This is a genomic window from Streptomyces sp. XD-27, assembly GCF_030553055.1.
In the GTDB taxonomy this organism is placed as follows: Bacteria; Actinomycetota; Actinomycetes; order Streptomycetales; family Streptomycetaceae; genus Streptomyces.
On the sequence record NZ_CP130713.1, the window covers coordinates 4,064,100 to 4,078,153 of the forward strand.

11 protein-coding genes, 1 tRNA gene and 1 pseudogene are annotated in these 14,054 nt (G+C 69.9%); 7 read left to right on the forward strand and 6 right to left on the reverse strand.

The genetic code is table 11. The features are described from left to right. Positions 1-374: 374 nt before the first annotated feature. Positions 375-746 carry a helix-turn-helix domain-containing protein gene (locus Q3Y56_RS17485; RefSeq protein WP_304462847.1) on the reverse strand — a complete coding sequence of 124 codons (372 nt, stop codon included), beginning with the start codon at positions 744-746 and terminating at the stop codon, positions 375-377. A gap of 157 nt (positions 747-903) precedes the next feature. Between Q3Y56_RS17485 and Q3Y56_RS17490 the strand changes: the two genes are divergently transcribed. Next, the gene (locus Q3Y56_RS17490; RefSeq protein ID WP_304462848.1) at positions 904-1,557 is read left to right on the forward strand and encodes an FMN-dependent NADH-azoreductase; all 654 of its coding nucleotides are present in this window, start codon (positions 904-906) and stop codon (positions 1,555-1,557) included. A gap of 112 nt (positions 1,558-1,669) precedes the next feature. Here the strand turns inward: Q3Y56_RS17490 and Q3Y56_RS17495 are convergent. Next, positions 1,670-1,753 (reverse strand) — tRNA-Leu (locus tag Q3Y56_RS17495). A 481-nt stretch (positions 1,754-2,234) separates the two neighbouring features. Here Q3Y56_RS17495 and Q3Y56_RS17500 point away from each other — a divergent pair. The 6 genes and pseudogenes from Q3Y56_RS17500 (at position 2,235) to pknB (ending at position 10,457) form a co-directional block, all read left to right on the forward strand. Further along, positions 2,235-3,104, forward strand: coding sequence for an FhaA domain-containing protein (locus tag Q3Y56_RS17500; protein ID WP_304462849.1), 870 nt, complete (start codon positions 2,235-2,237; stop codon positions 3,102-3,104). Between the two features lie 10 nt (positions 3,105-3,114). Continuing rightward, positions 3,115-3,651 (forward strand): FHA domain-containing protein, encoded by a 537-nt coding sequence (locus Q3Y56_RS17505; RefSeq protein WP_304462850.1) that lies wholly within the window; start codon positions 3,115-3,117, stop codon positions 3,649-3,651. Between the two features lie 75 nt (positions 3,652-3,726). Then, a complete protein-coding gene (locus tag Q3Y56_RS17510) occupies positions 3,727-5,334 on the forward strand; it encodes a PP2C family serine/threonine-protein phosphatase (RefSeq protein WP_304465657.1) in 1,608 nt (535 codons plus the stop codon). Between the two features lie 22 nt (positions 5,335-5,356). Then, positions 5,357-6,790, forward strand: a complete 1,434-nt coding sequence (locus Q3Y56_RS17515; RefSeq protein WP_304462851.1) for an FtsW/RodA/SpoVE family cell cycle protein — start codon at positions 5,357-5,359, stop codon at positions 6,788-6,790. After that, entirely contained in the window at positions 6,787-8,262 is a 1,476-nt protein-coding gene (locus Q3Y56_RS17520; protein WP_304462852.1) for a penicillin-binding protein 2, read from the forward strand. Before Q3Y56_RS17515 ends, Q3Y56_RS17520 begins: the two co-directional genes overlap by 4 nt. Positions 8,263-8,463: 201 nt before the next feature. After that, positions 8,464-10,457: pseudogene (gene pknB, locus Q3Y56_RS17525) on the forward strand (Stk1 family PASTA domain-containing Ser/Thr kinase). A gap of 137 nt (positions 10,458-10,594) precedes the next feature. Here pknB and Q3Y56_RS17530 read toward each other — a convergent pair. Genes Q3Y56_RS17530 through Q3Y56_RS17545 form a run of 4 tightly spaced genes read right to left on the reverse strand, consistent with a single transcriptional unit; the run spans position 10,595 to position 13,965 of the window. Further along, positions 10,595-11,332 (reverse strand): class E sortase, encoded by a 738-nt coding sequence (locus Q3Y56_RS17530; RefSeq protein ID WP_304462853.1) that lies wholly within the window; start codon positions 11,330-11,332, stop codon positions 10,595-10,597. 52 nt (positions 11,333-11,384) lie between these two features. Further along, positions 11,385-13,142 (reverse strand): class E sortase, encoded by a 1,758-nt coding sequence (locus Q3Y56_RS17535; RefSeq protein ID WP_304462854.1) that lies wholly within the window; start codon positions 13,140-13,142, stop codon positions 11,385-11,387. Next, positions 13,139-13,792 (reverse strand): aminodeoxychorismate/anthranilate synthase component II, encoded by a 654-nt coding sequence (locus Q3Y56_RS17540; protein WP_304462855.1) that lies wholly within the window; start codon positions 13,790-13,792, stop codon positions 13,139-13,141. The genes Q3Y56_RS17535 and Q3Y56_RS17540 overlap by 4 nt, the downstream gene beginning before the upstream one ends. After that, positions 13,789-13,965, reverse strand: a complete 177-nt coding sequence (locus Q3Y56_RS17545; protein ID WP_304462856.1) for a hypothetical protein — start codon at positions 13,963-13,965, stop codon at positions 13,789-13,791. Before Q3Y56_RS17545 ends, Q3Y56_RS17540 begins: the two co-directional genes overlap by 4 nt. Positions 13,966-14,054 lie beyond the last annotated feature (89 nt).

Consider the following 14,054-nt stretch of genomic DNA (forward strand, 5'->3'; position numbering starts at 1 on the left):
CCTCGGCCGCCCCGGATGCCGTCTCACCCCCGAATGCCGCCCCGGATGCCGTCTCGGCCCCGAGTGCCGCCCCGGTTACCGCCTCGACCCCCGTTGCCGCCTCGCCCCCGAGTGCCGTCTCACCCCCGGTTGCCGACCCCGATGTCCTCGTGGCCCCGGCGGTATCCGCCGCCCCGTCCCCTGGCGTCCCGGCATCAGTCATCGCGAGCCCCCCGTTTCTCTCCACCCGGCCTCTCCCAAGACCGGGCCGATGTCGACTGCCTCGACGGTACAACCAGGGGCACAAGCCCGTCAGAGCCTGTGGATAACTATCGGTGCAGCGCCCTCGGCTACTCAGCCGCCAGCGAATCTGCCCAGGTCAGCTACGGAACCGATCAGCTACGGAACCGGTCGGGGCAGCCGCCACCGTCCGGGAGGTAGGTCTCCGCCCACCGCGCCAGCTCCCGCAGCGCGGGCTCCATCGCCTTGCCCGCAGCGGTCAGCCGGTAGCCGACCCGTAGCGGGGGCCCATCGTCGACCTCTCGTACGACCAGGCCCACCGCCGCCAGCTCGGCGAGCCGGTCCGACAGCATCCGCTCGCTGATGCCGGGGATCGCCCGCCGGACCTCCGCGAAGTAGGCCCCGCCCTCCATCAGTACCGCGACGACCAGCCCGGTCCACCGCTTCCCGAAGAGCTCGAAGACACGCGTCATGTCGTCGCCGACCTTCTTGCACGCCTGCTCGCCGCGCCCGCCGGGATCCCTCATGCCCTCAGGGTACTACCTTCCCGTGCGGGACTATAAAAAAGTAAGCTACTGTGCTAAACATAGTTACGCACCGAACTACCGAACTCCGGGGTCCTCACGCCGGGGCCCCGCGCACCGATGCCGTTGCCGACGTCCCACCCATCCACGGAGCCACACCATGCCCACGCTGCTGCACATCGACTCGTCCATGCACCCCACCGAGGGCTCTGCCTCCCGCCCCGTCACCAACGCCTTCCGCAAGGAATGGGAGACCCAGCACCCCGACGGCACGGTCATATACCGGGACCTGGCCACCGACCCGCTGCCGCACCTGGACGCCGCCGCCTTCGCGGCGGGATTCGTGAGCCCGGACGAGCGCTCCCCCGAGCAGCGGGCCGCCTTCGCGCTCCGTGACACGCTGGCCGCCGAGCTCGAACAGGCGGACGTGGTCCTGATCGGCGCCCCGATGTACAACTTCACGATCCCGTCCACCCTCAAGGCATGGCTGGACCACGTGATCATCATCGGGCGCACGTCCCTCACAGAGGCTCCCAGCGCCGCCGGCACCCCCACGGTGGTCGTGGCCAGCCGCGGCGGCGGCTACGGTCCGGGCACCCCGCGCGAGAGCTTCGAGTTCGTGACGAACTACCTGGGCAAGACCCTCGACGGCGCGCTCGGCCTCGACGTCGACTTCATCGTTCCGGAGCTGACCATGGCCCGGACGAACCCGGCCATGGCCGACCTCATCGAGCTCGCGGACGCCTCGAAGGCCAAGGCCCACGAGGACGCCGTCAGCAAGGCCAAGGAGCTCGCCGCCCGGTTCACCGCGTAACCCCACACCGCGTCACCTCACCCGGAACCGCGTAACCTCAAGCAGAAAACAGAAACGAGAACGGGCCCCCACTCGTGACATTCGTCACGAACGGAGACCCGTTCTCTCTATGTGCGCGAGGGGGGAGTTGAACCCCCACGCCCTTTCGGGCACTGGAACCTGAATCCAGCGCGTCTGCCTATTCCGCCACCCGCGCATGGGTGTTGTCGTGAGATTCTCTCTCAAGTCACCGGGCGGTTCCGCCCGGCTCGTTTTCGTGAGCGCCTTCCGACATGCAGAACATTAGCACGCTGCGGAGGGTGCCTTCACACCCGTTTCCGTCGCCGGCGGCGGGCGGCGATCAAGGGCGTGCGTCACACCGCACCGAGCACCGGACCGGTCACCGAACCGAGCACCGGACCGAGCATCAGACCGGGCACCGGACCGCGCGCGCGGAGCGGGGAAGGCCCCCGGAGGCCCAGCCCACGGCCGCCCTGCCCCACGCGGGCAGCCCCCGGGCGTCCGAAGACCTCGCCGGTTGCGGGACACTGTCTTGAAGGCGCCTCTACGATCCCTTGTGAGAGGTCACACTGCTCCACAGGGCCAGGAAGGGGAACCACCCGATTTCCCGACGCGTGGATACGATCAGTAAGCAGTATCAGGACGACACTGAGGAAGACTGAGGAAGGAGGTGCCCCGTGGGAGTACTCAAGCGCTTCGAGCAGCGTCTCGAAGGCCTCGTCAACGGCACCTTCGCCAAGGTGTTCAAGTCCGAGGTCCAGCCCGTGGAGATCGCGGGCGCGCTCCAGCGTGAGTGCGACAACAACGCCACCATCTGGAACCGCGACCGGACGGTCGTCCCCAACGACTTCATCGTCGAGCTGAGCGCGCCGGACTACGAGCGCCTCAGCCCGTACTCCGGACAACTCGGCGACGAGCTGTCCGGCATGGTGCGGGACTACGCCAAGCAGCAGCGGTACACGTTCATGGGCGCCATCAAGGTGCACCTGGAGAAGGCCGACGACCTGGACACCGGGCTGTACCGGGTCCGCAGCCGCACGCTGGCCGCCAGCGAGTCGCAGAGTCCGCAGCAGGGCGCGCAGCCCGGGCCGGGCCGCCAGGCGCAGGGGCCGACCCCGCAGTCGCCCTCGCAGCGGTCCGCCGGCGGGCGGTCCGGGCCCGGCTATCCGCCGCAGCCCGCGGGCGCGCCGCCCATGCCCAGTGCCCCGCCCGGCGGCGCCAGGGCCGGTTCGCGTCCGGGCGCGGGAGGTGCCCCGTCCCACGGGCAGACCCGCCGCTGGATCGAGATCAACGGCACCCGCCACCAGATCTCCCGGCCCACGCTCGTGCTGGGCCGCAGCACCGATGCGGACGTCCGTATCGACGACCCCGGGGTGTCCCGCAGGCACTGCGAGATCCGGGTCGGATCACCCTCGACCATCCAGGATCTGGGGTCGACCAACGGCATCGTGGTAGACGGACAGCACACCACGCGCGCTACGCTCCGCGACGGCTCGCGCGTCGTCGTGGGCAGCACCACCATCGTTTACCGGCAAGCCGAAGGGTGAAGCGGGGGCAATGTCAGAGCTGACCCTCACGGTCATGCGGTTGGGTTTCCTCGCCGTACTGTGGCTGTTCGTCATCGTGGCCGTACAGGTCATTCGCAGCGACCTGTTCGGGACCCGCGTGACACAGCGCGGATCCGCGCGCCGGGGCGCCCCCGACCGGCCGCAGCAGGGGCAGCGGCAGGCGTCGGCGCCGCCGCAGCAGCAACGGCAGCAGCAGTCCGGCGGGCGGAGCGGCGGCCGGGGCCGGCGAGGCGCGCCGACCAAGCTGGTCGTCTCCGAGGGCACCCTGGCGGGGACCACGGTCGCGCTCCAGGGACAGACGATCACGCTGGGCCGGGCGCACGACTCGACGATCGTGTTGGACGACGACTATGCCTCCAGCAGGCATGCCAGGATCTACCCGGACCGTGACGGCCAGTGGATCGTCGAGGATCTCGGGTCCACCAACGGCACGTATCTCGACCGGACCCGGCTCACCACGCCGACCCCTGTTCCGCTGGGCGCGCCGATCCGTATCGGCAAAACCGTCATCGAGCTGCGGAAGTAGTACGACCATGACGACCGGAGGGTGGGCAGCGTGGCCGCGAAGGGGCTGTTCCCGGAGCCGACGGGTGAGGTGCGCATGAGTCTGTCGCTGCGTTTCGCCGCCGGATCGCACAAGGGCATGATCCGCGAGGGCAACGAGGACTCCGGCTATGCCGGGCCGCGCCTGCTCGCCGTCGCGGACGGCATGGGCGGCCAGGCCGCCGGTGAGGTCGCGAGCTCCGAGGTGATCTCCAGCCTGGTGCAGCTCGACGACGACGTGCCCGGCTCCGACCTGCTGACCTCTCTCGGCAGCGCCGTGCAGCGCGCCAACGACCAGTTGCGTGTCATGGTCGAGGAGGACGCCCAGCTGGAGGGCATGGGCACGACGCTCACCGCCCTGCTGTGGACCGGCCAGCGGCTCGGTCTGGTCCACGTGGGTGACTCGCGCGCGTATCTGCTGCGGGACGGGGTGCTCACGCAGATCACCCAGGACCACACGTGGGTGCAGCGGCTGGTCGACGAGGGCCGGATCACCGAGGAAGAGGCCACCACCCACCCGCAGCGCTCCCTGCTGATGCGCGCGCTGGGCAGCGGCGACCATGTGGAGCCGGACCTGTCGATCCGCGAGGTGCGGGCCGGGGACCGGTATCTGATCTGCTCGGACGGTCTGTCCGGGGTGGTCAGCCACCAGACGCTGGAGGACACGCTCGCCAGCTACCAGGGCCCGCACGAGACGGTGCAGGAGCTGATCCAGCTCGCGCTGCGCGGCGGCGGCCCGGACAACATCACGTGCATCGTCGCCGACGTGCTGGACGTCGACGACAACGACGCGCTGGCGGCGCAGCTCAGCGACACCCCGGTCATCGTGGGCGCGGTCGCGGAGAACCAGGTGCAGCTGGGTGACGGCGGCGCCGCGCAGACCCCGGCGGGCCGGGCGGCCGAGCTGGGCCGGTCCGTGCCGCAGCAGGGGGACGCTCCGGGGGGCTTCGGGCCGCCCGGGAGCGGGGACCCGTCGCTGGGCGGGCTGCCGGAGGGCGGCTTCGGCGGTTACGTCGACGAGGACTTCACCAAGAAGCCGGCGCGCGGCCGGTGGGCCAAGCGGGGCCTGTACATCGCGCTGAGTCTGGCGGTGCTGGGCGGCGGCCTGTACGGCGGCTACCGGTGGACCCAGGAGCAGTACTACGTGGGCGCCAACGGCGACCACGTGGCGATCTACCAGGGCATCAGCCAGGACCTGGCGTGGATCAGCCTCCACGAGGTCCATGAGGACTACCGCGCCATCGAACTCAAGTACCTGCCGGAGGACCAGCGGAACCGGGTCAAGGAGACCATCGCGTTCAGCAGCCTGAACCAGGCCCAGGCCAGGGCCCACGACCTCGGCACGCTGGCCAGCGCCTGCCGCAAGGTGGAGGAGCGGCAGAAGGCCGAGGAGGAGCGGCGGAAGGCCGAGGACGCCCAGAAGGACCTGAGCAAGGACAAGGGCCAGACGGGCGGCGCGTCCGGCGGCAAGACCGAGCAGAGCACGGCCCCGGGCGGCACCCAGCCGAGCAAGGCCCCGGGCGGCACCGGCGGGACCGACGGCACGGGGATGGCGGCGAACGCCGCGCAGGCCGCGCCGACCCCGCCTCCCGCACCGAAGCCCGGCCCCACCCTCACTGAGGAGGAGCAGGAGTTGGCCTCGCAGTGCAGCAGCGCCCAGCAGTGAAGCCGTAGGGGGCCTTCGACTCATGAGCAGTACCACCAACACGACCACGATCAGTACGGTCGGGCCGCCGAGCAGGCGCAACACCGAGCTGGCGATGCTCGCCTTCGCGGTGATCATCCCGGTGTTCGCGTACGCCAACGCGGGTCTCGCGCTCAGTGACGAGCTGCCGTCCGGCCTGCTGAACTACGGCCTGGGGCTGGGTCTCATGGCCGCGGTCGGGCACATCGTGGTGCGCAGGTTCGCGCCGTACGCGGACCCGCTGCTGCTTCCGCTGGCGACGCTGCTCAACGGTCTGGGCCTGGTGCTGATCTGGCGGCTGGACCAGTCCAAGCGGCTGGCGCAGACGGCCCACAACCAGGGGCACGAGTACATCGCCTCCGCGCCGAAGCAGCTGATGTTCTCCGCGATCGGCATCGCGCTGTTCGTCGCCGTGCTGATGCTGCTCAAGGACCACCGCAGGCTCCAGCGCTACACCTACATCTCGATGGTCGGGGCGCTGATCCTGCTGCTCCTGCCGCTCGTGCCGGGCCTGGGCATGAACGTCTTCGGCGCCCGGATCTGGATCAGCGTCGCGGGGTTCTCCATCCAGCCCGGCGAGTTCGCGAAGATCGTCATCGCGGTCTTCTTCGCCGGGTACCTGATGGTCAAGCGCGACGCGCTGGCGCTGGCCAGCCGGCGTTTCATGGGCCTGTACCTGCCGCGCGGCCGCGACCTGGGCCCGATCCTCGTGGTGTGGGCGATGTCCATCCTCATCCTGGTCTTCGAGACCGACCTGGGCACCTCGCTGCTGTTCTTCGGCATGTTCGTCGTCATGCTGTACGTGGCGACCGAGCGCACCAGCTGGATCGTGTTCGGTCTGCTGATGTCCGCGGTGGGCGCGGCGGTCGTCGGCTCGGTCGAGCCGCACGTGAAGCTGCGTGTGAACACGTGGCTGCACCCCTTCGCCGTCTACGACAACCCGCGCCCGAGCTGGGCCAACACCGAGCAGATCGCGCAGGCGATGATGGCGTTCGGCTCCGGCGGCACCGTCGGCACGGGCCTGGGCCAGGGCAACTCCGACCTGATCGGCTTCGCCGCGAACTCCGACTTCATCCTCGCCACGGTCGGCGAGGAGCTGGGCCTGGGCGGCACCATGGCGATCCTGCTGCTCTACGCGTTGATCGTGGAGCGCGGGGTGCGCACGGCGCTGGCGGCCCGCGACCCGTTCGGCAAGCTGCTGGCGTGCGGCATGTCCGCGGCCTTCGCGATCCAGGTGTTCGTGGTCGCCGGCGGCGTCATGGGGCTGATCCCGCTGACGGGTATGACGATGCCGTTCATGGCGAACGGCGGTTCGTCGGTGATCGCGAACTGGGCGCTGGTCGCCGTACTGATCAGGATCAGTGACACCGCCCGCCGCCCGGCCCCGGCGCCCGCTCCGTCCCCAGACGCCGAGATGACCCAGGTGGTCCGACCGTGAACAAGCCCGTCCGCCGTATCGCGATCTTCTGCGGTCTGCTGGTGTTCGCCCTGCTGCTGCGCGACAACTGGCTGCAGTACGTGCAGGCCGAGGAGCTCCAGGACCACAAGAACAACCGCCGGGTGCTGATCGCCCGCTACAGCCAGCCGCGCGGCAACATCTTCGTCGACGGCGGCTCGACGGCGATCACCGGTTCGGTCGAGACCAAGGACAGCGCCGACTTCCAGTACAAGCGCACGTACAAGAACGGCGCGATGTGGGCGCCGGTCACCGGCTACGCCTCCCAGGTCTACGGCGCCAACCAGATCGAGAAGCTGGAAGACGGCATCCTCACCGGCGACGACGACCGGCTGTTCTTCAACCGGACGGTCGACATGTTCACGGGGAAGGAGAAGAAGGGCGGCGACGTCCTCACGACGCTCAACTCCAAGGCGCAGCGGGCCGCCTTCAAGGGGCTGGGCGACAAGAAGGGCGCCGTCGCCGCGATCGACCCGCGCACCGGCAAGATCCTCGCGCTGGCCTCCACGCCGTCGTACGACCCGTCGACCATCGCCGGGCACGACGACGAGAAGGCGTGGACGTCGCTGACCAGCAAGAAGAACACCGACACGCCGATGCTGAACCGGGCGCTGCGGCAGACGTACCCGCCGGGTTCGACGTTCAAGGTCGTCACCGCGGCCGCCGCCCTGGAGTCCGGCAAGTACAGCGGCATCGACGAGAAGACCGACTCGCCGCTGCCGTGGCGGCTGCCGCTGTCCAGCCGGGACCTGAAGAACGAGGGCCCCATCCCCTGCGAGAACGCCACCCTGCGCGAAGCCCTGCGGGTCTCCTGCAACACCGTCTTCGGCAAGCTCGGCGACGATCTCGGCAAGGACAAGATGCGCGAGCAGGCGGAGAAGTTCGGCTTCAACGACCCCGAGATCGACACGCCGGTGCGCGCCGCCGAGAGCGTCTACCCGGAGGAGATGGACCGGCCGTCGAACGCGATGTCCGCGATCGGCCAGTACGACACCCGCGCCACCCCGCTGCAGATGGCCATGGTGGCCGCGGCGATCGCCAACGACGGCAAGCTGATGCAGCCGTACATGGTCGACAAGCTGCGCGCCCCGAACCTGAACGTCATCGAGCAGCACTCGCCGAAGGAGATGGGGCAGGCCGTCTCCTCGGACACCGCCCACAAGCTCCAGGACATGATGGAGACGGTCGTCGCGACCGGCACCGGCCAGAACGCCCAGATCCAGGGCGTCACCGTCGGCGGCAAGACCGGCACCGCCCAGCACGGCGTGGCGAACAGCAAGAACCCGTACGCGTGGTTTATCTCGTACGCGAAGGGTGACGACGGCTCCCCGGTCGCCGTCGCCGTGGTCATCGAGGGTTCGAACACGACGCGTGACGACATCGCGGGTGGCAAGCTGGCCGCGCCCATCGCGAAGGACGTCATGAAGGCGGTACTCGCCAGCGAGAAGAAGTGAGACCGGTCACGCCGTGATACCGATTCCGCACGTCCCTGTACCGGTCGGGTATCAGGTAACGGTCACGGCCGGGGCCCGTACAAGCTGGCGGGTAGCGTATGCCCGAGCAACAGCTGCACATCGCCGGGCCCCACGCCTGGGGGCACCTCCCAGCGGCCGCGCTGGGGGAGGTCGGAATGACGGAAGAGGGCTGGAGTAGCTATGGAAGAGCCGCGTCGCCTCGGCGGCCGGTACGAACTGGGCTCGGTGCTCGGGCGCGGTGGCATGGCGGAGGTCTACCTCGCCCATGACACCCGGCTCGGCCGCACCGTCGCCGTGAAGACGCTGCGGGTGGACCTCGCCCGCGATCCGTCTTTCCAGGCCCGGTTCCGCCGGGAGGCCCAGTCGGCCGCCTCGCTCAACCATCCCGCGATCGTCGCGGTGTACGACACCGGCGAGGACTACGTCGACGGCGTCTCGATCCCGTACATCGTGATGGAGTACGTGGACGGCTCCACCCTTCGTGAGCTGCTGCACTCCGGGAGAAAGCTGCTGCCCGAGCGGTCGCTGGAGATGACCACCGGGATCCTCCAGGCGCTGGAGTACTCGCACCGCAACGGCATCGTCCACCGGGACATCAAGCCGGCGAACGTGATGCTGACCCGCACCGGCCAGGTCAAGGTCATGGACTTCGGCATCGCCCGCGCCATGGGCGAGTCCGGGATGACGATGACGCAGACCGCGGCCGTCATCGGCACCGCGCAGTACCTCTCCCCCGAGCAGGCCAAGGGCGAGTCCGTCGACGCCCGCAGCGACCTGTACTCCACCGGCTGCCTGCTGTACGAGCTGCTGACCGTGCGCCCGCCCTTCGTCGGCGACTCGCCGGTCGCGGTCGCCTACCAGCACGTACGGGAAGAGCCGCAGCCGCCGAGCACGTACGACCCCGAGATCACGCCCGAGATGGACGCCATCGTCCTGCGGGCGCTGGTGAAGGACCCCGAGTACCGCTACCAGTCGGCCGACGAGATGCGCGCCGACATCGAGGCGGCCCTGGAGGGCCAGCCGGTCGCGGCCACGGCGGCGCTGGGCGCCGCGGGCTACGGCGAGGACCAGCCGACGACGATGCTGCGGGCCCAGGACTCGGGCCCGCAGACGTCGATGCTGCCGCCGATGCGCGACGACGACGGCGGCTTCGGCTACGACGAGCGGCCCGACGGCCGCCGCCGCGGCGGCGAGAAGAAGAGCCACACGTCGACGATCCTGCTGGTGCTCGCGGGCATCCTGGTGCTGGTCGGTGCGATCTTCATCGGGAAGTCGGTGTTCGGGGGCGGCAAGGACGACAAGATGGTGACGGTGCCGTCGCTGGAGGGGCAGACGCTGAAGGAAGCGAAGGCCTCGGGCAAGAACGGTGACTTCAAGGTCGTGGAGTCGGGCACAGAGTTCTGCAAGCAGAAGAAGGACACCGTCTGCTCACAGGACCCCGAAGCCGGCGGCGAGATCGAGCGGTACGGCACGGTCACGGTGAAGCTGTCCAAGGGTCCCAAGCCGGCCGAGAAGGTCCAGGTCCCGGACGTGACCACGGAGACCTACGAAACGGCGAAGGCGACGCTGGAGGGCAAGGGCTTCAAGGTCGACAAGAAGCCCGAGGAGTCCGACCAGCCCGCCGGTTCGGTCCTCAGCCAGAATCCGACCGGCGGCGAGACGGTCGCGCGGGGTACGACGGTCACGCTGACCGTCGCCAAGGCGCGGACCCAGGTGGTCGTCCCGTCGGTGATCGGCATGACCCTCGAAGAGGCCACGACCAAGCTCCAGAGCAAGGGCCTGAAGATCGCCTCGGTGGAGGAGGAGAAGCCCGGCGCCGAGGTGGGGAAGATCTTCGAGCAGACCCCGAGGGCGGTAAGGACGCCAACGCCAACGACACGATCAACGTGAAGATCGCGAAGGAGCCCGCGACCCCGGAGAACGTCCAGGTCCCGTCGCTGTCCAGCATGTCGGTCAAGGACGCCAAGAAGGCGCTGCAGGACGCGGGCCTGACCCTCGGCACCATCAACGGGCCGCAGGACGACAACGCAACGGTCATGGCCAGCAACCCGCCTGCGGGTTCCGAGGTGCCCAAGGGCACGGCGGTGACCATCTGGACCATGCCGGGCACGGGCGGCAACGGCAACGGCGGTGACCAGGGTGGTGGCGACGGCGACGGCGGAATATTCGGGTAGCCGCCAAGGCGGACGCACCGACGCATAGCCAGTCACTTCACAGCGAAATCGCCGGACACCAGAGGTGTCCGGCGATTTCCTTATGCATGCCTCAGCAGCGGGTGCCCTGGGCGTCGGCTGAATTTCTCAGCAGCCGCTCAGCGGATCTCTTCCGGCGGGGTGCGGTCCCCGTCGACCTTCTCCGTGCGGACCAGTTCGCCCCACACGATGTACCGGTGCTTCGAGGTGTAGACGGGCGTGCACGTCGACAGCGTGATGTAGCGGCCCGGCTTCTTCTTGCCCGACTCCTTGGGGACCGGGTTGAGGACGTCCACGTTGAACTTCGAGGTCTCGTCGAGCTTGGCGAAGACCTTGTAGACGTACCAGGTGTCGCGGGTCTCGAAGACCATCGGATCGCCGTCGTCGAGCTTGTCGATGTGGTGGAACTTCGCGCCGTGGCCGTCGCGGTGTGCGGCGAGGGTGAAGTTACCCTTCTTGTCCCACGGCATGGCGGACTTGACCGGCTTGGTGTAGAAGCCCGCGACCCCGTCGTTGAGGATCTTGGTCGTGGTGCCGCGCTTGACCAGGATCTCGCCTTCCTTCAGCGCCGGTACGTGGAGGAAGCCGATGCCGTCCTTGGTGTCGAGCTTGCCCGGGCCCTGCGCCCACTGCTTGCGGACCCGGTCGCCCTGCCGCTTCGCCTCGCGGTCGGCGAGCACGTTCGTCCACCAAAGGGAGTACAGGACGAACAGCGCCATGATCACCCCGATGGTGATGAGCAGTTCGCCCAGGACGCTGACGGCGGTGGCGATACGGCCGCGGGCGCGGCGCGGGCGCGGGGCCGGTTCCGGCGCGGACTCGCTGTCCTGTCGTTCGTCCTGCTCGGTCCGTGCCACCGCCGGGTACTCCGTTTCTCGCGCGAGCTCTCGCTCGGCCGACGCTTCTCGCTCAGCCGAGCAGCGCGTCCGGCTTGCCCTCGCTGCGCGGCCGCTCGTCGACCATCTTGCCCCACACGATCATCCGATACGTACTGGTGAACTCGGGCGTGCAGGTGGTGAGGGTGATGTAGCGGCCGGGGGCGGTGAACCCGGACCCGAGCGGCACCGGCCGGATGACGGCGACGTTGGACGGGGACGTCTGCGGCATGATGCTGGTCATCTCGTACGTGAAGAAGGCGCTCTGCGTCTCCACGACGATCTCGTCGCCGGGCTTGAGGCGGTTGATGTAGCGGAACGGCTCGCCATGGGTGTTGCGGTGCCCGGCGACCGCGAAGTTGCCCTTCTTGTCCCAGGGCATCGCGGTCTTGAGCGCGCCCTGCGCGTAGTGGCCGACCATGCCGCGGTCGAGGACCTTGTGCTTGTTGATGCCTTCGGCGACAGGGACCTTCACGTCGAGCTTGGGGATGTACATGATGGCGAACCCCTTGCCGGGCGAGAACGTGCCCGGTGCCCGCTCGTTCCCGCGCTCGGCCCACTGCTTGTGGAGCTTGTCGGTCTCGCGGTTGGCGATCTGCTGGGCCATGACGTTGGTCCACCACAGCTGGTAGGTGACGAAGAGCAGCATCAGCACGCCGAGCGTGATGAACAGCTCGCCGGCGACCCGGCTGACGACGATGCCCGGGCTGTCCTTGCGGGCACGGGCGGCGCGCCTCGCCTCCAGCCGGGTACGGGGCGCCGCCTTGGCGGTGCTGTCGCTGCCTGACGCCGCCGGGGACTTCGGAGGGGCCGCGGGTGCGCGGCGCCCGCGTCTGCCGCCCCGGCGGGCGGCCTCCTGGGCGGCCCTGGCCGCCTTGCGGCGCGCGGCCCGTCCACCCGGCGCGGGTGCCTCCGGTGCAGCCGCCTCGGACCCGGTGCCCCGCGACGGGGTTTCCTGCGATGCGGATTCCTGCGGTTCCGGCGACTCGGGTGGCTGCGGCGCCTCGGGGGCCCGCGGTGACGGCACCTCCCGCGTGGCCTCCGCGGTGCCGGGCGGCAGCCGGCGCAGCGCGACGGTCTCGTCGTCGCGGGGCGGTGGCACCGTCCCCGTCCCCGGCCCCGTCGGCGGCTGGAACTCCTGCGACGGCCGGGACTCCTGCGGCGGCTGCGGTGGGGACTCCTGCGGCGGCCCGGCCCCCGGCTCCGGACCGGAGTCCGGCTCCGGCCGGGACGGCGGCGGCTCCGACCCGGGCTCCGACGCCCCGGGCCCCGGCCGCGCCGGCTGCTGCTGCTGCGGCAGCGGCTGTGCCCACGATGGCGCCTGCGTATATGCCCACGACGGCGGCCGTGACCGCGGCCGCGCGGTCCGCAGCGCCATGGTCTCGTCGTCCCGCACCGACTGTTCGTATCCCACCGGTGTTTCGTACCGCACCGACCGTTCGGGCGGCAGCGGGACACGGCCGTAAGCGGCGCTGTTCGGCGGCTCCTCCACTCCCGAGGCGGCTCCCGAGGCCGTTCCCGGAGCCGCTCCGGACGCCGCGCCGGGCGTCGTTCCCGGCCGCTCCCCCGTCCCCGGAACCGGCGGCGGTGGCGGCAGCGGATCGTTGAGCGGATCATCGAGCCGGTCGACGGCCGCCGCGAGCGCGGCCCGCTCCCCGTAGGCGTCGTACGCCTCGTAGGCCCCGTACGTGCCGTCCGTGCCGTACGTTTCCCGCGCCTCGTACGTCTCGTGCGCGTACGGCGCAGTGTCCTGGGGGTCCGCGCCCTCACGCTCGGGGCGGAGTGCGGTCACTCGACGGCCTTGCCGCCGACCATGCCGACCACTGGCGCCAGCCCCTCCGACCGTCGTATCGCGCCGGTGTCCCCGCACGTCACCAGCCAGTTGGCGAGCATGCGGTGACCCCATTCGGTGAGGACGGACTCGGGGTGGAACTGCACGCCCTCGACCGGGAGTTCCCGGTGGCGCAGCCCCATGATGATGCCGTCGTGCGTACGGGCCGTGACCTCCAGCTCGTCCGGGACGGTGGCGGGTTCGGCGGCCAGCGAGTGGTAGCGGGTCGCGGTGAACGGCGAAGGCAGCCCGGCGAAGACGCCCTTGCCCTCGTGTTCGACCAGCGAGGTCTTGCCGTGCAGCAGCTCGGGGGCGCGGTCCACCACGCCGCCGTACGCGACGGCCATGGACTGCATGCCCAGGCAGACGCCGAAGACCGGTACGCCGGTGGCGGCGCAGTGGCGCACCATGTCGACGCAGACGCCCGCCTCCTCGGGGGTGCCGGGTCCGGGCGACAGCAGGACGCCGTCAAAGCCGTCCTGAGCGTGGCTGAGGGAGACCTCGTCGTTGCGGAGCACCTCGCACTCGGCGCCGAGCTGGTAGAGGTACTGGACGAGGTTGAAGACGAAGCTGTCGTAGTTGTCGACGACGAGGACGCGTGCCTTGCTCACCGGTTGACCGCCCGTCCCTCGTTGACCGTCACGTCGTTGAACGGCAGCAGCGGCTCCGCCCACGGGAACACGTACTGGAAGAGCACATAGACGATCCCGAGCACGAGCATGACCGAGATCAGTGCCCGAATCCACGCGTTGCCCGGCAGATGCCGCCAGATCCAGCCGTACATGCCGTCCCTACTCGCCGATGACCAAGCCGTGCGCGGCACCGGAGACGAGCACCGGAGCGCAGCAACAGAGTAAGGGTCGGAGGGCGGGG